Source organism: Arcicella sp. GW821-FHT09D11 (assembly GCF_059416265.1).
In genome coordinates this window covers 54,460-76,096 of the sequence record NZ_JBWKOV010000010.1, presented here as the reverse complement: position 1 = coordinate 76,096, position 21,637 = coordinate 54,460, and the positions used below count along the sequence as shown (strand labels likewise).

General features: G+C 35.9%; 15 protein-coding genes. 11 read left to right on the top strand and 4 right to left on the bottom strand.

Translation table 11 applies throughout. The annotated features are described in order from the left end of the window. The first annotated feature begins 32 nt into the window (after positions 1-32). The 3 genes from AC07N0_RS20460 to AC07N0_RS20450 all read left to right on the top strand — a co-directional run bounded on the left by AC07N0_RS20460 (position 33) and on the right by AC07N0_RS20450 (position 5,762). A complete protein-coding gene (locus AC07N0_RS20460; RefSeq protein ID WP_494590779.1) occupies positions 33-1,163 on the top strand; it encodes an efflux RND transporter periplasmic adaptor subunit in 1,131 nt (376 codons plus the stop codon). 130 nt (positions 1,164-1,293) lie between these two features. Then, positions 1,294-4,452, top strand: coding sequence for an efflux RND transporter permease subunit (locus AC07N0_RS20455; protein WP_492804289.1), 3,159 nt, complete (start codon positions 1,294-1,296; stop codon positions 4,450-4,452). Positions 4,453-4,691: 239 nt separating this feature from the next. Further along, the gene (locus AC07N0_RS20450; RefSeq protein ID WP_494590778.1) at positions 4,692-5,762 is read left to right on the top strand and encodes an alkaline phosphatase; all 1,071 of its coding nucleotides are present in this window, start codon (positions 4,692-4,694) and stop codon (positions 5,760-5,762) included. A 43-nt stretch (positions 5,763-5,805) separates the two neighbouring features. Here the strand turns inward: AC07N0_RS20450 and ppk1 are convergent, their stop codons facing one another. The 4 genes from ppk1 to AC07N0_RS20430 form a co-directional block, all read right to left on the bottom strand. After that, positions 5,806-7,854 carry a polyphosphate kinase 1 gene (ppk1, locus tag AC07N0_RS20445; protein WP_494590777.1) on the bottom strand — a complete coding sequence of 683 codons (2,049 nt, stop codon included), beginning with the start codon at positions 7,852-7,854 and terminating at the stop codon, positions 5,806-5,808. A 109-nt stretch (positions 7,855-7,963) separates the two neighbouring features. Beyond that, positions 7,964-8,917 carry a site-specific integrase gene (locus AC07N0_RS20440; RefSeq protein WP_494590776.1) on the bottom strand — a complete coding sequence of 318 codons (954 nt, stop codon included), beginning with the start codon at positions 8,915-8,917 and terminating at the stop codon, positions 7,964-7,966. A gap of 106 nt (positions 8,918-9,023) precedes the next feature. Continuing rightward, positions 9,024-9,431, bottom strand: coding sequence for a type II toxin-antitoxin system VapC family toxin (locus AC07N0_RS20435; protein WP_494590775.1), 408 nt, complete (start codon positions 9,429-9,431; stop codon positions 9,024-9,026). A 4-nt stretch (positions 9,432-9,435) separates the two neighbouring features. Then, positions 9,436-9,672, bottom strand: a complete 237-nt coding sequence (locus AC07N0_RS20430; protein ID WP_494590774.1) for a hypothetical protein — start codon at positions 9,670-9,672, stop codon at positions 9,436-9,438. 248 nt (positions 9,673-9,920) lie between these two features. On the opposite strand from AC07N0_RS20430, the gene AC07N0_RS20425 reads away from it, so the two are divergent. The 8 genes from AC07N0_RS20425 (at position 9,921) to AC07N0_RS20390 (ending at position 21,611) form a co-directional block, all read left to right on the top strand. Further along, a complete protein-coding gene (locus AC07N0_RS20425) occupies positions 9,921-11,561 on the top strand; it encodes a carboxylesterase/lipase family protein (protein ID WP_494590773.1) in 1,641 nt (546 codons plus the stop codon). Between the two features lie 339 nt (positions 11,562-11,900). Continuing rightward, a complete protein-coding gene (locus AC07N0_RS20420; RefSeq protein WP_494590772.1) occupies positions 11,901-13,673 on the top strand; it encodes a sugar-binding protein in 1,773 nt (590 codons plus the stop codon). 22 nt (positions 13,674-13,695) lie between these two features. Then, positions 13,696-14,754: a glycoside hydrolase family 43 protein gene (locus AC07N0_RS20415; protein WP_494590771.1), complete on the top strand. Its 1,059-nt coding sequence runs from the start codon at positions 13,696-13,698 to the stop codon at positions 14,752-14,754. Between the two features lie 22 nt (positions 14,755-14,776). After that, complete coding sequence (locus AC07N0_RS20410; protein WP_494590770.1) at positions 14,777-15,850, top strand: glycoside hydrolase family 2 TIM barrel-domain containing protein; 1,074 nt, start codon at positions 14,777-14,779, stop codon at positions 15,848-15,850. A 348-nt stretch (positions 15,851-16,198) separates the two neighbouring features. Further along, on the top strand, positions 16,199-16,570 hold the full coding sequence (locus tag AC07N0_RS20405; protein ID WP_309923882.1) for an Hpt domain-containing protein: 372 nt from the start codon (positions 16,199-16,201) through the stop codon (positions 16,568-16,570). 135 nt (positions 16,571-16,705) lie between these two features. Next, positions 16,706-17,470 carry a TolC family protein gene (locus AC07N0_RS20400; RefSeq protein WP_494590769.1) on the top strand — a complete coding sequence of 255 codons (765 nt, stop codon included), beginning with the start codon at positions 16,706-16,708 and terminating at the stop codon, positions 17,468-17,470. A gap of 65 nt (positions 17,471-17,535) precedes the next feature. After that, on the top strand, positions 17,536-20,082 hold the full coding sequence (locus AC07N0_RS20395) for an SPOR domain-containing protein (protein WP_494590768.1): 2,547 nt from the start codon (positions 17,536-17,538) through the stop codon (positions 20,080-20,082). Between the two features lie 32 nt (positions 20,083-20,114). Beyond that, positions 20,115-21,611, top strand: a complete 1,497-nt coding sequence (locus AC07N0_RS20390; RefSeq protein ID WP_494590766.1) for an O-antigen ligase family protein — start codon at positions 20,115-20,117, stop codon at positions 21,609-21,611. Positions 21,612-21,637: the final 26 nt, after the last annotated feature.

The window sequence follows — 21,637 nt, the reverse complement described above, 5'->3', positions numbered from 1 at the left end:
AATAACAGACAACTTAAACGAATAGAACCAACATGTTTTCCAATAAATCAACACAATATTCAATCATTGCAGCTTTGTTTTTATTAAGCTCATGCGGTGATAAAAAAGCTCAACAAATGCCAGCACCTCCAGCTGTTCCTGTAACGATTGAGGCCGTACAAGTAATGGATGCTGCGTATCATGATGAATATCCAGCCACCGTAACAGCATTGGATGTGGTAGAATTAAGACCACAAGTAAGCGGTTTTATTACAGGAGTACATTTTAGTGATGGTAGTAGAGTACGTAAAGGACAGCTGTTGTATTCGATTGATACACAATTGTATGAAGCTAACTACGACCAAGCAGTGGCTAACCTAAGTGTTCAGGAAGCTAATTTGGTAAAAGCACAAAAAGATGCCAATCGTTATCATGAATTAGCTCAAAATGATGCCGTTGCCAAGCAATTAGTAGATAATGCAGATGCTGCCTTGGAAGTAGCTAAAAAACAAGTTGAGGCTTCAAAAGCTAACATCAAGGGTGTGCAAACTAATGTACGTTATACGAAAGTATATGCCCCATTTGACGGAGCTATCGGTATTTCATTAGTGAAAAAAGGTGCAGCTGTAACAGCAGGCCAAACGATATTGAATACGGTTTCTACTGACAATCAATTAGCGGTTGACTTTAATGTTGACCAAAAAGATATTTACTACTTCACCAACTTAATCCAAAAAGGGAAAGCTAATAATGATTCAACTTTTACGCTTGCTTTTGGTGGCGACGTTTATCCTTATACAGGAAAACTTCTTTTGATGGATAGAGCTGTTGACCCACAAACAGGAACGATAAAGACGAGATTAGCTTTCCCGAATCCTAAGAACCTACTTCGCTCAGGGATGACGGGTACTGTTAGGGTATTGAGTACATCTAAAAAAGCAGTCGTAATTCCTTACAAAGCTATCTCAGAGCAATTGGGTGAATTTTTTGTATATGTGCCAGGTGATAGTAGCAAGGTAACGCAAAAGAGAGTACAATTGGGGACAGCTTTAGGGACAAATATCATTGTAAAAGACGGTTTGAAAGAAGGCGATAAAATCATTATCGAAGGGATTCAAAACCTACGTGAAGGGTCTGTTTATACCACAGAGACTCCAGGAGCAACCCCTCCAGCTAAAAAATAAGTTTATGAGCTTAGTGTTTATGAGTTCACGTTATTGTTGGCTCATGTATTAAACTCATCAAATTAACATCATAAATATCACGTTGATAGCTTCCAACTATTGACAGATACAATTTTAATAAGACATAAAAATGATAGCAGATGTTTTTATAAAAAGGCCAATCACCGCAATTGTTACCTCGTTGGTGCTAGTCATCGTAGGAATTATTGCCTTGACTACATTGCCTATCTCACAATATCCAGATATTACTCCGCCAACGGTTACTGTAACAGGTAATTTCACGGGAGCAGATGCCCAGACGGTAGAACAAACAACTACCACGCCGATTGAAACCCAAATTAATGGTACACCAGGTATGACATACATGTCTAGTAACAGTACCAGTAGTGGACAAAGTAGTATCAACGTAACATTTGACATTGGTACAGATGTTAATATTGCCGCGCTAGATGTACAAAACCGTGTAAGTGTGGCTCAGCCAACTTTACCAGATGCTGTTAAGCGTTTGGGATTAACGGTTCGTAAGCGTAACCCAAGTATCATGATGGCCTTGGCTTTGTATTCGCCCAATGGAACCCATGATGCAAAATTTATCGGAAACTTTGCCAATATCTACGTAAAAGATGCCTTACAAAGGGTAAAAGGAGTGGGTGATATTGTATCAAGAGCGGATGATTTTGGGATGAGAATCTGGTTAAATCCTGAAAAATTGGCTGCTATGAGAATGACGCCAAGCGACATTACAGCGGCTTTGGCAGAACAAAACCTTCAGATTGCGGCGGGTACAGTAGGAGGAAATCCACAACCTTCAACGCAGGCGTTTGAATATAGTGTATTGACAAACAGTCGTTTAAACACAAAAGATCAGTTTGAAAACATCGTTGTACGGACATCACCTGCTAATGGTAGTATTGTATATTTGAAAGATGTAGCAAGAGTAGAACTAGGAAGATTTGACTACGGCTTAAATGCTTTTGTTTCTGGTAAACCTGCTGCATTCGTAATCATATATTTAGCACCAGGAGGAAATGCACTGAATACCTATGAAGGTGTGATGAATGCATTACAGGAAATGAAAAAGACTTTCCCTAAAGATATCGACTATGTGGTGCCTTTAGAATCTGCATCAGTAGTAAAAGTGTCTATTGAGGAAGTAATACATACCTTGGTAGAAGCCTTGATATTAGTAATTCTGGTAGTATTCTTATTCCTTCAAAACTGGAGAGCAACCTTGATTCCTATTTTGGCTATTCCAGTATCGTTGATTGGTACGTTTATCTTCTTTATTCCTTTTGGATTTACCATCAATACGCTTACACTATTTGCCTTTGTATTAGCGATTGGTATTGTGGTGGATGATGCCATTGTGGTAGTAGAAGCCGTACAGCATAATATGGATGAACATGATATGACACCCAAGGATGCTACGGTGAAGGCTATGAAGGATATCTCTGGTCCAGTAATTGCCATTGCATTAATCCTTGCGGCGGTGTTTGTACCAGTAAGCTTTGTGCCGGGGATTGTAGGTAGACTATATCAACAATTTGCGATTACGATTGCGGTTTCTGTAATTCTTTCGGCATTTGTTGCGCTTTCGTTAACGCCAGCATTGTGTACCATCATGCTAAAACCATCGAAAGATAAAGATGCTAAAAAGAATGTTTTAGAGAAATTCTTCGCATGGTTTAACACCAAATTTGATAGTCTTTCATTTGCTTATACAAGAGGGGTGGCTAAATGGATTAAGGCTACGCCTATGGTTATCATCATGATGATTTGTTTGTTTGTTGGTTTAACGTTCTTGTTTAAGTCTAAACCAACAGGGTTTATTCCTACTGAAGATGAAGGGCGTTTGTATGTAACGTATGAAATGCCTGAAGCAACTTCAACAAGCAGAAACGTAGCATTATTCCAAACGATTATGAAGCGTTTGGAGGTGCTACCAGAAGTAAGAGTAGTAGGGGGTATTTCAGGCTTAAACATTGTGAGTTTCTCTAACAAAACCAACGTAGGTACTTTCTTTGTTAACCTAAAGCCTTGGTCTGATAGAGAAGGAAAAGAACACCACGTTCAGGCGGTAATTGAAAAAATTAAGAAGAGTACGGCTGATATTAAAGAAGCCAGAGTCCTTGCAATTGCACCGCCAGCAATTCCTGGATTAGGACAAACCGCTGGTTTTACCTTTGAATTATTGCAAACTACTAGTCCAGATAATGTACAACAGTTTGAAAAAGTAGCCCGTAAGTTCTTAGCAGCAGTAAATCAACGTCCAGAAATTGGGATGGCATTTACTTTCTTTAGCTCACGTACACCAAGTTATCAGATAGATGTTGACCGTGAACAAGCCAAAAAGCAAGGGGTACAAGTATCAGATGTATTTGGTACACTTTCTACGCTATTGGGTAGTTCTTATATCAACGACTTTACGTTGTATGGAAGAAACTTTAGGGTAATGGTGCAGGCAGATAGTAGCTACCGTTCATCTTTAGATAAAATAGAACAGTTTTATGTAAGGAACAATGTAGGAAACATGGTGCCGTTGAAAACGTTAGTGAAAGCAAAAGTAGTAGAAAATGCGGCCTTAATTTCGCACTATAACGTATATCGTTCGATAGAAATCAACGGTTCACCAAAACCAGGCTTTAGTAGTGGACAAGCCATTACGGCTTTAAAAGAAGTAGCAGCGACCACATTACCTACAGGATATGGATATGAATTCTCAGGAATGAGTAGCGAAGAATTAAAAGCGGGCGATAGTACCACGACTATCTTTGCCATATCTATCGTATTCGTATTCTTGTTCTTAGCGGCTTTATACGAAAGTTGGTCTATCCCTTTCTCTGTATTGTTTGCAGTACCGATTGGGGCGTTTGGGTCAATCTTGACACTTACATTGTTGCCAAATCTTTCTAATAACATTTATGCGCAGATTGGTTTAATTACACTAATCGGTCTGGCAGCGAAAAACGCCATCTTGATTGTAGAGTTTGCCAAAGAGCGTGTAGATAGAGGAATGGAGCTGATACCAGCAACTTTGGAAGCAGTTCAACTGCGTTTACGTCCAATTATTATGACATCCCTTGCCTTTATTCTTGGCGTTTTACCCTTGGCTTTTGCGAGTGGTGCGGCAGCAGAATCTCGTAAAACTATCGGCTGGACAGTTTTCGGGGGTATGTTGGCAGCAACATCTTTAGCGATTTTCGTTGTACCAGTACTCTTTGTATTAATCGAAAAGATAGCAGGAGGAAACAAAAAACATGAAATTTCACCAAAAGTGGAAGTAGAGTAAAAGAGTGAAGATTTATGGTTGTGCATTAAAGCGTTTTAATGTACACCTATGAATTTTAGCTATAAATTTAAGGTAATTACACTTCAATATGGATAAGCTAACATAAAAGCATTATTAAGAATTAATAATGTTTTGTGTTAGCTTTATTTTTTGAATCTAGAATTGTTTATTATCGCATTGTTAAATAGAAATCGACAACGGTTTCGGAATAATAAACACTACCTTAATCCTTCAATTTCATGAGAAATATTTTTTGCATTTTATTAATAATTGTCTCTTTTTCAAGCTTTTCACAAAACAAAAAACAGCTAAAACATCCTAAAAACATCATTTTATTAATTGGTGATGGTATGGGGGCGGCACAAGTTTATGCGGGTATTGTGGCTAACAAGGGACATTTGAATATCGAAAGAAGTCAATATATTGGCTTTCATAAAAACCAAGCAACAGATGAGTTTGTAACCGACTCAGGAGCAGGCGCAACAGCATTGGCTATTGGACAAAAATCATACAATGGGTCTATTGGAGTAGATAGCCTGAAACAAGCTCAACTTAGTATTTTGGAAATTGCCGAGAAGAATGGCTTAGCAACAGGATTACTGGCCACTTGTTCTATTACACATGCTACGCCCGCTTCGTTTATTGCACATCAACCTTCTAGAAGTATGGTTGAAGAAATAGCGAATGATTTCTTGAAAACAGATATTGATGTTTTTGTAGGTGGTGGTAGAAATCACTTTGCAAAACGTAAAGACGGTAGAAATTTAATTGATAGCTTGAACGCTAGAAATTATCAGATAGCCAATAGTATTGAAGATGTAGAAAAAGTAAAATCTGGAAAGTTAGCAGGATTTTTAGCAGATGAAGAACAAGTGAAAATATCGGAAGGGAGAGGCGAGCAGTTGTTGAAATCTACCAAAACAGCATTGAATATTTTAAAGCAGAATAAGAAAGGCTTTTTTGTAATGATTGAAGGTTCACAAATAGATTGGGGCGGACATGCTAATGATACTCAGTATATTATCAATGAAATGACTGATTTTGATAAAGCCATTGGTGAGGCATTTGATTTTGCAGATAAAGATGGAAACACGTTAGTAATCATCACTGCCGACCATGAAACAGGAGGTTTTTCATTGATTGATGCTGATAAAGAAGGGCATATTGAAGGAAAGTTCACTACAAAAGGTCATACTGGCGTCATGATTCCTGTGTATGCTTATGGAGTAGGAGCAGAAGCTTTTTCTGGTATTTATTTCAACAATCAGATTTTTGATAAAATGTTGAATGCCTATAATTTTAAGAAATAATTCTTTTGGATGGTCATCTTAATTTAAAATGACCATCCAAAAACTATTTACTTAGCAAACGATAGATTTCCGCTTGTGAACGTAAGCGTAAAGCAGTTTCATCTTTTGAGAAAAACACATTGTTTGATGAATCATCAATCGCAACAGCTTGAATGGTGTCGCGAAGCTGTAAATCAATAATTTTTAATATTTCTTGTTTGATGGTTTCATTATAAATAGGAAAACATACCTCAATTCTTCGATAAATATTTCTATCCATCCAGTCTGAAGAGCCCATATATACTTCTTTATTTCCTTGGTTATGGAAGATAAAAACCCTACCATGTTCTAAGTATTTATCAATGATTCTCCGTATACTAATATGCTCACTCATACCTATAATACCAGGGATTAAACAGCAAATACCTCTGATAATTAAGTTAATTTTTACACCAGCGTTTGATGCTTCATATAATTTGCTAATCAATACTCGTTCCTCTAAATTGTTCATTTTGAGGGTAATGGAAGCAGGTAATCTATTTTTAGCATTATTAATTTCTCGGTCTATTAAAGCGATAAACTTATGCTGTAAATTGAATTGAGCGACCAATAAATGTTTGAAGTTACTAATATCTGAAATATTGGGTTTTCGTTTCTTTTTACTGAGAAAGCGAAAGACCAACTCCATTTCTTGAAGCATTTCCTGATGAGCTGTCAATAAAATATGATCTGTGTAAAACCTTGCAGTACTTTCGTTGAGATTGCCAGTGGCAAGTAAGCCGAAGTAATAGGTTTTCTTACCCATTTTTTTCTTGACTAAAGCGATTTTTGCATGGACTTTCAGAGATGGTACGCTGTAGATGATTTTTACACCTTCGGCTTTCATTCTTTTTGCCCATTTGATATTATTCTCCTCGTCAAATCGTGCTTTTAATTCAACTAAAACGGTAACTTTTTTGCCATTTTTTGCCGCACTAATCAATGCATTTACAATCCTTGAATCGCTGGCAACTCGATACAGAGTTACATAAATTTCTTCTACATTCGGGTTGATAGCCGCTTCATTAAAAAAACGAAGTACAGTATCATAAGACTGATAAGGTGGGTGGAAAATCATATCTCCCTGACTAATTTCATCAAAAAGGGTTTTGTCTTCAGCGATTTGATGAGGAATAGCGGGCCAATTGTCGTATTTCAAAGTAGCATTATGAATGGGAATAGAAAAGAAATCTTTTAAATTATGATAGCTTCCTCCCTCTATGATACTCTGTTTTTTTAGATTAAGGTATTCGGTTAGCGTATCTAAATGGTTTTTAGGAACTTTGGCATCGTATAAAAAACGTGTGGCAAAGCCCAAATCTCTTTTCGCAATTTGTTTTTCTAGCTTTTCTACTAAATCACCTTTATAGTCATCTTCCAATGCCAAATCGGCATCTCTCGTAGTTTTAAAAGTATAAAAACCTGAGATGGTTGATTTCTTAAAGACTAGATGAAGATGCTCTTTGATAATATCTTCTAAAAATACAATGTATTGTATATTGTCTTTAACTACGCTGTGAAATCTTGGTAAATCATTCGATGGAATATTAATGATTTGAATTTGCTCTTCTGGATGTTTTTCAGATGAAAATACCGTTAAAGCATACAGCTTATTGTTTTCAGGAAAAAAGCTTTTCTCGCTTTTTAATAAGGAAATGGGTTGTAAAAAGGCAAGTACTTGTGTGAAAAAATACTCTCTTGTAGCATCCAAAATAGTAGTCGGGATGGGTTCATTATAAACAAGATGGATATTGTTTTCCTTTAGGGCAGGCAATATTTGTGCTGAAAGTATTTGTCCAAAACTTTGTAATTGATGGTTCACAATCTCTTTGATTTGATTGAGCACCTCTTTATTCTTTCCTGCATCGTCCAGCTCATCTTTTTCCGAAAGCTTTTTTAGCGCCATCAAAGCAGGAACCCTTACTCTATAAAACTCATCTAAGTTTGAAGAATAAATAGAAAGAAATTTTATTCTTTCTAACAATGGTACTTCATTTCGTTGAGCTTCGATTAATACTCGTTCGTTGAAGTATAACCAGCTAATATCTCTGTCGAAAAATGTAAAATCTTGCATGAAATATGAGAAAATAATTAAGTAGATTAAAGCTACTATAAATCGAATAAGATTGAAATACTTTTAATTTTCTTAACAAGATATTAATTTAAAAGGATATCATATCGGTTTACAAGCCAAGTTTCATCGCAGCATTATGTTGTTTGATATTTTCAAGGCGAGTGTATCGAATAATCATGGCCGATGTTTTATGTTTTGTTTGTCTCATTACCTCGCTGTCGTCAGCACCGTTGAGTTTAGCAATGGTTATAAAAGATGCCCTGAGTGAATGGGCAGAATACTTTTCACCTAAATAACTTTTTACTAAATCGTTTACCGTTTTATCGTTAAGCCTTTCGTCGGTTAATCGGTCTCCTTTTCTAATCCTAACGAATAATGGACCTTTGGTTCTTTCTAACGTAGCCATCCAATTTTGTAAAGTTCGTACTGGACAAAGCGCTGTCTCTGGACTATAGAATATTGCTTTTTCTTCATAGTCACCATATTGATTGGTTTTGCTTGTTCCCATTGATACGATAAGCCCGTCTTCCGAAAAAGTTAAATCTTCCAAATTTAAAGCCACCAATTCTGAGCGTCTGAACGCCCCAGTAAATCCTAATAACAAAAGAGCCTTGTTTCGTAATAAAGTATTGGTGTCTGTTTCCATACTACGCAATACATTTTTGATTTCCTTGATGTTAAAAGCGGGAGCTTGTTTTTGACGGATACCATTTGTCCTTTTAATTCCTTCCATCACTGCTCTGAACTGGCGATCCTGCATGGGAACATCTATATTATTCAAATGATGTAATTTGGCAATAGCCGCAAAACGACGATTAATCGTTGACCATTTATGTGTATCTGCCAAATATGCTGCATAGCCAGCCAAAGTAGTAACCGAAATAGGCATCATTGTAAAATCATTTTTTTCACACCAATCTTTGAGATGTTTTAAATCTGCTCTATATGCTCTTTGGGTATTTACTGCACCTTCTAAACCTTTGCGACCATAAGCATTTATTTTTTCAGCAAGTGTTTGAACATTTGCCAAAGCATGATTATCAACGGTCGAAATTTCTTGCATGGTTTGATTTTGTTTTAAGCTTTGCAAATATACTTTTACTTCTGATAATGTTTAATTATCGGAAGTAAAAAATTATACCTGTAAAGCTTCATTATAAAAGACATAATTATAAAATAGTGATTTTTACTTTGGTATGACGTTGTATTTTTTGGAAGTCAGATTTATTGAAGGTGTAAATTTCAGTACAACCATTATTCTCTGCAATTGCTGTATGCAGACAATCATTGATATTTTGGAAACCTATCAATTTTGCTAGTTGAATACCTCTGATGAAATCTGTTGTAGTATAAGCAACAGGTTTTGCAATCATAAAGTCTTGAATCATTATTTCGACATCAGATTCTCGACAACCTAAACGATTAGCAACATAGCTAAGCTCCTGTAAAGTTAGAAGTGATGTGAAAAATACCTTATCTTTTATGGCTTGTTGGTAAACGGCAATTGCTTTACTATGGCTAAGTTGGTTTTGATTAAATAAATAGTTGATTAGAACATCGGTATCAAAATAGATCATAACATTATAAGTTTACTTCATTTGCCAAGGCAGACAAGTCTAAACCTTCAGGAACAATAATCGCTTCATTTTTCAATCTTGTTTGTTCCGTTCTTTTAAACATTTCTGTATAATCAATATCCTTATTTTGCTCGCTTTCTTTTACGGTAATGTCTATCATTACAGTAGCGCCAAATAATGATTTAATTAATTTTACAATATTTGGTAATGCATTGACAGGAATTTTAAAAGTAGCCTCCATGATATTATTGTTTTTATCAAATTTACTTCATTATAAAATATGTTGGTTAAACTTTAGCAATTATTAACTCAATATCTCTAAATGAAAACCTTTATAATCAAGCTTTAAACAAATTTTGTTATTTAGTCTGAAAAAATATTGAATAATTTCAATATTTTTTCAGACTTTTGTTTTATAAAGTCTCAAATTGAGACAATAATAAATTTTACCTTTCAAAAACTCAATTTTATATCAATCTTCTATTTACAATGAAAAAGAAAACATCCATAATACTGTCGCTATTGCTCATGGGTTTATCTCCTATGTTGAGTTTTAGCCAGAAAAAAATCGCTGCTCCTACTCCTATCATAGCCAATTCAAGCACTGGCGTTGTACAGACTGAATTTGGTAAGGTAAGAGGCTATGTTCACAAGGGTATCTATACTTACAAAGGGATTCCTTATGCCGTATCAGAACGCTTTATGCCTCCGAGTAAACCAAAAGCTTGGGAAGGTGTAAGAAGCTCAATGACTTATGGACCAGTATGTCCGATGGATGCAACGACTTCAGTAAATGATGTAATCGAATTTGCGTTTAATCACAATTGGGGTTATACCAATGAAAATTGTCAAAGCCTTAATGTTTGGAGTTCAGGAATCAACGACCAGAAAAAACGTCCAGTGATGGTTTGGCTACATGGTGGTGGTTTTACAGCAGGTTCTTCTATTGAACTCCCTTCTTATGATGGTGAAAATTTGAGTAAAAAAGGCGATGTTGTAGTTGTGTCTTTAAATCATCGTTTGAATATTTTGGGCTTTTGCGATTTATCGGCTTATGGTGATAAATATAAATATTCCGCCAATGTTGGCATCATGGATTTAGAGGCGGCTTTACATTGGGTAAAAGCAAATATTGCTAATTTCGGTGGCGACCCTAATAACGTAACGATTTTCGGACAATCAGGCGGTGGTGCTAAAGTAACAACGTTGATGTATGCACCTTCAGCAAAAGGCTTTTTTCAGAAAGCTATTGTACAAAGTGGAAGTTACAGAACTAGTTTCTTAGAAAAAGAAGATGCTCAGAAAGTAAGTGCAGCTTTATTAGAAGAGTTAGGTTTACAGCCTAATCAAGTAGATTCTTTGCAAAAAATACCATACGATGTTTTAAATGCAGCAGGCAAAAGAGCGCAGCAAAAAGTACAAGCCAAAATGAAAGCAGAAGGAAAAGCTTTTGTGGGGGGTGGCTTGAGTTGGGGTCCAAGTCATGATGGAAACTATTTACCTTATCAGCAAGTAGATCCAGCAGGAATTGAAATTTCAAAAAACGTTCCTTTGCTGATTGGTTCAACTAAGAATGAATTTATGGCATCGCTGATTAACCCTGCTATTAGAAATTTTTCAACAGACGAAGCGAAGGCATTTTTACAGAAAAAATACGGAGATAAAACAGAGGCTTATTTAAAAGCAGTGGAGAAAGCGTATCCTAATACGACCAAACCATCTGACTTAATAGATATTGATGTGGCAACGTTTCGCCCAGGAGCAGTTAAACAAGCAAATATAAAGGCTACTGCCGATGCAGCTTCAGTTTATATGTATATGTTTACTTGGCAGTCGCCTATTATGGATGGGATGTACAAGGCTATTCACTGTATCGAAATTCCTTTTGTATTTGATAATATCGCTCGTTGTGAAGAAATGACTGGAGGCGGAAGTGGTGCTTATGCTCTTTCCAATAAAATCAGTCAGGCTTGGATAAACTTTGCTAAATCGGGGAATCCAAATCATAAAGGCTTACCAACTTGGCAAAAATATTCTGCTGAAAATGGTGCAACTATGATTTTGGATAATGAATGTGTTCAAAAATTTCATCATGATAAAGACTTACTTGAAATAACGGCAGGTAAGTAATCTAATCTTTAGATATTATTTGAAAAGCGGTTTCGACTTACCTCGAAACCGCTTTTTTATTTAACGGATCATTGGAAAGGATAATGCTGATGGTGTCACATTACATCTATTTGGCAAAGCCTAAAGAAAATAGAATTTCAAGGTCAAATACAAGGATAAATTAGACTTTTGGTGTCCTAAATCTCATTTTTAACACAAATTGAGACATTTTGAATAACTTTTGAACAGAAAAATTAAATAATTATTCTTCACTTTGTCCTGTTAATTATGAGAATACTTTAATAATATAAAAATATTCTTGAAAAACCCTTAAAAGGGGAACCAATAAAACTGTTTGAAATGATTTTGCTTAAACGTATTTATCTTATTAGTGCATTCTTTTTATTTTCTGTAGAATGGGGACAAAGTAGTAGCCTTATGCCTCAAATTCAGCAAGACACCACTAAGATTAATCCTACTATCTCGTCCCGATTACCTATCAATGGCATTCGAATAGCATGGGATTTTAATACTTTGCGAAAAGTCTCATCATCTGCTAATAATGAAAGATATTGTGGATACGCACGAATGATACAACGCATTGATAAATCATTAATAGCAGTCTATGAAGCAGACGGCAATGTGGTAGTGGTAAAAAGCACTGACCGTGGGAATACATGGAGTGAGCCTATCGTGGTTGCTAATAAGCACGATGGTGTAAATATGGCAGTACCAGATATTTTAGAACTAAAAGACGCTTCTATTTTAGTGTGTTATAATCCTCGTCCTTCTGGGAAAGAGCCTACTAAACGTTTTGCTATTCGTACTAAAAAAAGCTATGACGGTGGATTGATATGGAAAGATGAACAGCTTTTGTATGAAGCTGATTATCGTTTTGAAAATGGCTGTTGGGAACCGTCTGCTATTCAATTACCGAATGGGGAAATTCAACTCTTTTTTGCTAACGAAGGAATATACACCACTTCAGGAGAGCAAAATATTTCGATGCTCCGTTCAAATGATAATGGGTTAACATGGACTCAAAAACCGCAAATAGTAAGTTTCAGAGCAGGTAGCAGAGATGGAATGCCTGTTCCTGTATTACTGAACAATCACAAAGAAATAGCCTTTGCTATTGAAGATAATGGTTTTGATAACTTCAAACCTTATGTTATTAAAAATACGCTTGCACAAAATTGGGATACTGTCGTAGATGCTAAGAACGATAATCGCTTTTATGCCCTAAGTGAAAAAATAAGGAATGATATTTATGCGGGAGCTCCGTATTTACGACAACTAAAAACAGGAGAAACGATTCTTTCATATCAGGGAACAGAAGGACGAAACAATAAAATGGATTTTTCAGAAATGAAGGTGGTTATTGGGAATGACCAAGCCTATAATTTTAGTCGAAAATCTAGCCCATTTTCAATACCAAATAATAAATCAGGATTATGGAATAGTCTTAGCGTATTAGATGATAATAGCGTAGTGGCCCTGACAAGTACGAATGCTTACGCCAACAGATCAGAAATATGGATGATAAAGGGTTATGTCATTCCAGCACTGAAGGTAAATAAAGAAACGCTCGTCATCGACGGGCTTACACAAGAAAATATTTGGAAATCAGATTTGCCAATATTAATTGGTCAAAGAAGTGCTACACAAGCCAGAGCATCAGTAAGTTATGATAAAAAAAATCTTTATATAGTTGTTAAAGTAAATGATACTAAAGTTGTAAGTAACGTTGCTACACTGGAAAATAATGATGGAATAAGCATTTTTATTGATGCTCAAAACAAAGCTTATGAAGCACCAGACAAAGGTGTTTATAGGTTTTTTATGGCTACTAATAATCAACTTTCTATGAAAGAAGGTGCTGAGGGGAAATGGATTGACAAAGCAAATATGTCAGGAATTAAATCTGCTGTAAAAACAGTGACAGGCGGTTACGTCCAAGAAATCGCAATCTCTTGGAATAGTTTGGGTGGAAAACCACCTAAAGGAAAACGGATAGGTTTCAATGTAAGTCTTACTGAAAATTCAGGAAAAAACATAGCAGATTATACCGAAACCATTGCTGGAAATATAGAAAATGCACCCTATACGTGGTCTGGGATTTTTTTGAAATAAATAGCATTAACATACATATTCAATGAAAAAAACAATACTCTTATTATTTAGCCTAATTGCCTTTGTTGCTGTGAGTTGCGCTCAATCAGTTGAGGAAGGCGGTATTTTTAACAATCCTTTATTGCCATCTGGGGCAGACCCTTATAGTTTTTATAAAGATGGTTATTACTATTATACCCATACTTCGCAAAACAAATTAGTGCTTTTTAAAACAAAGAGCATCGCCGATTTAAAAACTGCTGAAAGCAAAGTGGCATGGATTCCTCCTACGGGAACAATGTATTCTAAAGAGCTGTGGGCTCCTGAAATTCATTTCATTCAGGGGAAATGGTATATGTATTTTGCTGGTGACGATGGCGACAACAATCATCACCGAATGTATGTATTAGAAAACCCGTCTATCGACCCTATGCAAGGAGAGTGGACTTTTAAAGGAAAGGTAGCTGACCCATCAGACAAATGGGCGATTGATGGCGATGTATTCGAACACCTTGGTCAATTATATATGATTTGGTCGGGTTGGGAAGGCGATAAGAATGGAGCACAAAATATTTATATCGCTAAAATGAAAAACCCTTGGACGATTGAAGGGAATCGTTCAATGATATCAGGTTCTGATTTTGAATGGGAGAAACATGGAGATATTACAGGAGATCCTAATCTTTCTCACGTAAATGTTAACGAAGGCCCTCAGATTTTAATGCATGACAAAAAACTATTTATCATTTACTCAGCAAGTGGCTGTTGGACAGACTTTTATGCCTTAGGAATGTTGACGGCTGATGCAAGTGCAGATTTACTAAATCCGAAGAGTTGGAGAAAGTCGCCAAAACCTGTATTTAAGCAATCGCCAGAAAACGGCGTATTTGCTCCAGGGCATAATTCATTTTTTAAATCGCCCGATGGCAAAGAAGATTGGATTCTTTACCATGCTAATTCAAAGGCAGGACAGGGATGCGGTGGTTTTCGTTCACCAAGAGCCCAAAAGTTCACTTGGAACGCCGATGGCTCTCCTAATTTTGGCATACCAGTAAAAGAAAGTCAAGCATTGAAAAAACCAGTAGCAAACAATTCAAAATAATTCATAAATAAATTTTAATCACATGAAAATTGTCAAAATATTACTGAGCCTTCTGGTTTTCAGTTTATTATCTCAACGTATAGTGGCACAATCCGCTCCAAGAGAAATTTGGTCAGTTGAAAAGGCAAATGCTTGGTACAAAACAAAAGGTTGGTTGCGTGGTAGTGATTTTATACCAAGCACAGCCATTAATCAATTAGAGATGTGGCAAGCAGAGAGTTTTGACCCTACAACTATTGACAGAGAACTAGGTTATGCCGAAAGCATTGGGATGAATTCTATGAGAGTTTATCTACACCATTTAGCGTGGGAAGTTGATCCTAAAGGATTTAAAAGTCGTGTAAATCAGTACTTGACAATTGCTAATAAGCATCATATTTCTACCCTTTTTGTATTATTTGATGACTGCTGGAATCCGACATACAGTGCAGGGAAACAGCCTGCCCCAAAACCAGGGATTCATAATTCAGGATGGGTACGTGATCCAGGTGAATTGATTTTCAACGACCCGAAAGTCATTGAAAAGTTAGAAGTATATGTAAAAGATGTTTTGACAACTTTCAAGAATGATAAGCGAATAGTATTATGGGATTTATACAATGAACCTGGCAATTCAGGCTATGGAAATAAGAGTATGCCATTGCTAGAAAAGGTATTTATTTGGGGTAGAGAAGCCAACCCAAGCCAACCTCTTTCTGCGGGTGTTTGGAACTGGAGCTTGAAAGAATTATCTGATTTCCAGATTAAAAACTCAGACGTTACTACTTATCATAATTATGGTGATTTACAAAATCACACAGATGATATAGCCAAGCTAAGAACATTATCAAAACGTCCATTGCTTTGTACTGAATACATGGCCAGAAGCAGAAATAGCTTATTCAGTAGCATTATGCCTTTATTAAAGAAAGAAAATATTGCAGCCTATAACTGGGGTTTAGTAGCAGGAAAAACCAACACGATTTACGCTTGGGATAAGCCAATGCCTACTGGAAATGAGCCAGAGTTGTGGTTTCATGATATTTTCAGACCAGACGGAACGGCTTATAAACCAGAAGAAGTAAAAGTAATTAAAGCACTTACAGGCAAGAAGTAAGCGATATTTATAGATTTAAGAATGCCGTTAGTGCTATCTAATTTTTTCGATAGCACTAACGGCATTTTCTATAACTGATTGATTATTAATGATTTTTGACAATATACCTCAATAAATTCTTAGAGGGTAGCGTTTTTAAGAAGTTCAAAGCAAATAAATCTTCAAAATACTGTATGATAAGTTTTAATTTTGTCGAGTTTTCAGTACTTTTAATCGTTGTAAATAGTTGTTAAACAGAATTATGATATTAATTTATAGAAAGTAATTCTTCAAACATCACGTTTTTTTTAATTCAGTCATTTTTATGGTATAGTTTTTGTCAATTAGTCATAAGAAACAATCCAAGATATGTTCAGCTTTAATTCTCAAGTTAATGTTAATCACCTCAACAATATTTATGGTGATGATGTAACAATTGTAAAAATAATGTTTGAGTCTTTTTTAGAAGATAGTTTACCTATTTGGGAGGATATTCAGACTAAACTACAACAAAAAAAGTTTGCCGAAGTAGGCGGATTGGCTCATCAATTTAAACCGTGTTTTTCGATGATTGGCTTTCCTGAGATTAGCCCGAAAATTCATGAGTATGAGCTTTATGCAAAAGGAAATCCGACAGGAGACGAATTAATAAGACGCTATAATGCACTTTCGCCAGAGGTAGTTAAAGTAAAAGAGATTGTAACAGAAGATTTAAAAAGAATGGAAGAAGAAGGATTATAGTCTTAAAACAACCTTGCCATTTATTAGTTATTAAAATCGGAGTATATTTGATATTCGTAAATGATAAATTTTAACATGAATCGCTTGATTCTAAAAGAAGATAGGAAATATTAAATTTCTTTAAATAGATTTTTTATGGTTGGGTCACGAAGATATACTATTAGCATTTTTTTATTTTTGGTATTATGGATAAGTAAATTAGAGGTTACTGGGCAGTCACTTCCTGCTGATGCCTTATTAGCAAAAGCTTTAGATTCGGAAGAGTTTTTGCCCTTGCTGATTGATGCTGCGACAAAGTCGTCTCCTCAAATAAAGAGAAGTATGAATAGTGTAGATATCGCAACATCAACGTTAAAAATCAACAAAAATGTTCTCTTTAGTGGAATAGGCCTTATCTCTTCATACAATTATGGTACAAACTATTCAGCCGTAAATAATACAGCAACAACTGTTCCCGGAGCAAATTCTTTTACGACAGCACAAACTGGGTTTTACAATTTTGGGGTTGCGGCATCACTTCCTATAACCAATATTATCAACAGAAAGCACTTACTGAAATCGAGTCAGGCGCAAGTAAATATTGCATTAGCTGAACAAGAAAACCTTACGCTTGAAATTAAACAGCAAATAATAGGTTTGTATCAACAGCTAAGACTAGCAAGAAAGGTATTCATCATCAATAGCAATAACCTGCAAATTGCTAAGTCTAATAGCTCTTTGGCAGAGAAACAATTTTTACAGAATCAGATTACTATCGATCAAGTATCAAGTGTGCTTGAATCCTTTAATAAAGCAAAAGTAGAATACGAGACTTCCCTCAATAATTTCCAATTAATTTTCATGCAACTTGAAGTTGTCGTTGGGGTAAATCTTACAACATTATTACAACAGATTAAATGAGCTTTTTACATTTTATAAGACTAATTGTCAAAAATCTAAAGTGGTTAATTTTAATCCCTTGTGCTTTGGCATTTACTATTTTTTACTTTACCAGAAATGAAAAGAAAGTATATTCTTCAGAGTCTATTATTTATACAGGGATAGCCTCTGGCTACAGTCTTAGTGGAATTATAAAAGCCGATTATTTCGCTACTAGTAATGCTTTTGACAACTTACTTACCGTAATTGATTCGAGAGAAACCAAAGAAGAAGTAGCGGTACAATTACTCTCAGAACACCTTTTCTTAAAAAAACACGACCCTAACGTCATTACGTGGGGAGCTTACGATGAACTACAAAAGCTAGTTCCAGAATCCCTAAAAAGAAGACTTGTTAAGTCAACTGTAGCTGAAACACGCGATGCTGTAGTTGCCTATATGTCAAAAAGTGAAGAGAATCCTATTTACAAACTCATTCACTCAGATAATCATTACTATTCAATTGATGTACTTAATAAAATAAAGTCTTCAAGGATTAGTAACAGTGACTTGATTAAGATTTCGTATGAAGCCAATGATCCATTTATCTGTAAGCGTACACTTGAATTATTAGAGCAAGTGTTTATGTTGAAACATCGCCAGTTAAAAGAAGGTCAGACAACAAGTGCATTGACTTATTTTGAAATTGAAACCAAAAAAGCGTTTTCTAAACTAGACTCTGCCGAACGCCTATTCTTGGCATTCAATAAAGATAACGATATCATTAACTATTATGAACAAACCAAAGCTGTAGCAGGGGAACGAGAAGTTTTATATGCCATGAACCATAATCTGGAAATGGATAAAATGGCATCAAGCTCTTCTTTAGCTAAAGTAAACGAAAATATTAAGGGTCGAACATATCAGACTTTATACGGGAGTGATGTAATCAAAGAAAGAGAAAAACTGGCGGATATTTATAGCAAAATTGCCCTTGAAGATTTACTGAATAAAAAAGGTGAGAAAAATGGCCAAATGGATAGCCTAAAAACAGTGGCGGCTCGACTTGAAAAAAAGTTGAAGTCATCTTTAGAGAATCTCTATGTGGAATCTATGACGCCGAGTGGAATACCTACCAAAACAGTATTAGACCAATGGTTAGCTACAACACTTGCTTTTGAACAAAGCAAAGCGCGTTTAACCGTAATGGATAAACGAAAAGCGGAGTTTCAAGAAGAATATAGAAAGTTTGCACCGATGGGGGCAATGCTGAAAAAAATTGAGCGACTTATTGCTATTTCAGAACAAGAATACCTTGATTTACTCCACAATTTGAATGCAGCAAAGCTAAATCAACAAAATACAGAAATTACGGCCAAGCTTAATGTGGTAGACCCTCCGTTCTTACCATTGAAGGCCAACGCATCTAAAAGAATGGTTTTAGTAATCGTTGGTTTTTTGGTTGGGTTCGTATTAGTCTTAGCACTTATCCTCACGCAGGCGCTCATCAATAAAACCTTGATGGAACCCCAACGGGCCAAAAATATTGTCGGTCTGCCCTTACTGGGCGTATACCCCTTGTTAAATGAAAATCCTTCTTTTTTATTAAAATCAAACTTAAGGTTGATGCAACAATTGCTCGCAACAGTTGACCTTACCCAGAAACCCGTTACGATTGGTTTGATTAGTACCCAAAAAAGCGAAGGGAAGTCTACCATTGCCTACTTGCTAGCGAAAGAGCTGACAGACTTAGACTATAGCGTAGAAACACATAGTTGGAATAATGATTATGATTTTAGAGAAAGCCTAAACGCAGATTTCTGTTTAATTGAGTTTCCTCCATTAGAAAACATGATTATCAAGCCAGAATCGTTCCCAAGGTTAAACGCTACCATTTTATTATGTAGAGCCAATAGAATCTGGACTAAAATAGATAAAGAAATGATTTCTATTTTTACTAAAACTACTGGCAACAAACCTTGGTTTATTTTAAATGGTGTTGATATCAACTTTGCAGAAGAATATATCGGTGAAGTACCAAAGAAAAGAAATCTATTACGTGCATTCGTTAAAAGAGTAGCCAAGTTTGAGTTTGGCAATAGAAAATCTATCGATAAAATAGTACCTGCAAATAATGCCCATACAGGCAATGTTAGGTATGAAGAGCCCAACCGTAAAGTTAAAAAAAGTAACTTAATCGTCATTTTTGGGGTAATAACGGGTGTTCTTTTGTCTACAGCTGCCATTTATATGTATCGTAAAAACAGTTCAACTGCTGTGAAAGCGGATACTTTAGTGGTACAAAAACAACCAGATACTACATTTGCATCCAAACCAGATGATGGATTTGGCGCTACTACAGATTTTAATACTCCAGCACAAACATCAGCCAATACAGTAGAACCCTTGTCATCTACTAATAATTATTTTGTTGTTGCAGGTAATTTTAGTAGTGAAGACAATGCTAAATCGTATGTAAAAGAACTCAATAATACAGGTTTCCCCAATGCTCAAATAATTACTCCAAAACAAGGAGAAAGTTCTGTTCGAGTAGCTTTTGCAGCTTTCACTTCAGAGAGCGAAGCCTTGGCTGAAGCAAAGGAGATTAATAGAAAATTTGGTAAAAAGAGTTGGGTTTACACTGAAAAAAAATAGCAATCATTGTAATGTGAAGACTAAAAACCTGCATGGACAAAAATTTATTTTATACTTCAAGAAATAAATTAAGTAATATCTGGCTTATCCCAGCTATTATGTTTGCTGTTTTTATGGGCATTGTCATTGCTAAAAAAGGTATAGCCATTGGCTTTCTCTTATTGGTTTTACCTTTTGCCGCAGGCTTCATGATTTTGATATTCTTTAGACCACGCCTCGGCATTATTGGTTTTTTGATTTATTGTTTTGTCATGCCAACCATTGGGAGGCATATAGCAGGATTACAAGTTGGCTTAGGGATGGAAGCATTATTATTCGTTACCCTATTCGCCGTAATCTTTCATCAGAGTAACAGGTTCCGAAAAAGACATTTGAATATAGATTTGTTTTGGGTAATCGTGGCTTGGGGAATTATGACTATCCTGCAAATTGGGAATCCTGAAAGACCTAGCATCTTGGGATGGGTTTACGAAATGAGAACGCTTTTGCTGTATTGGATTCTCACTGTTTCGTTATCCATACTATTACTGAATAAGAGATCAGACATTGATTTATTTCTTAATATTATTATCTTATTCTCATTTGCTGGCGCATTGTATGGTATGAAACAATTGTACATTGGGCTTGACGATGCCGAAAATACTTGGTTGGAAAATGGAGGGAAAGTAACGCACGTCATCTTCGGGAAATTAAGAATTTTTTCATACTATTTTGATGCCGCCCAGTTTGGAGCTTCTCAAGCTCAATTAGCCATCATGTGTATTATCTTGGCTACGGGTCCGTATAGTTTCAAGAAGAAATTATGGTACTTTATCGCAGGGATGTTTATCCTTTATGGCATGTTGATTTCTGGTACTAGGGGTGCAATGTTTGCTTTAATTGGAGGGGGATTTGCCTTTTTAGTATTGATAAAACAAACTGAAATCTTGATTGTTGGTGCTGTCGTTGGGCTAACATTTATCGGAATACTAAAATATACTCTTATCGGAAATGGTAGCGCCGAGATTGTACGTCTTAGAAGTTCGCTAGACCCAGACGACCCTTCGTTACAATTAAGGTTCATGAATCAAAAGCGACTAAGCGATTATTTAAGTTCTAAACCTTTTGGAGCAGGAGTAGGCACCATGGGGCAATGGGGGGAATCCTTCAATAGCGACAAGTATATTTCGCATATCGCCCCTGATAGTTTATATGTAAAAATATGGGGTATGTATGGTATTGTTGGTTTTCTTACTTGGTTCGGAATAATGTTGTATATTACTGGAAAATCAGCAGGGATTATTTGGAAAACACGAGACCCCGTCCTTAAAAACCAGTTGATATGTTTATGTGCTGGTTCAACAGGGATATTATTATGTAGCTATGGCAATGAGGTATTAAACACGATGCCTACCTCAGCAGTTGTATATATTAGTTGGGCATTAATCTGGCTGAGTCCACGTTGGGATACACCAGTCACTAAAGCAGACGATATTGCCTTAAATACGCCCGAAATATCTGACAAGTACGAATATTCAAATGATTTTTAAAGGAACCAAAACCATTAAATAACAAA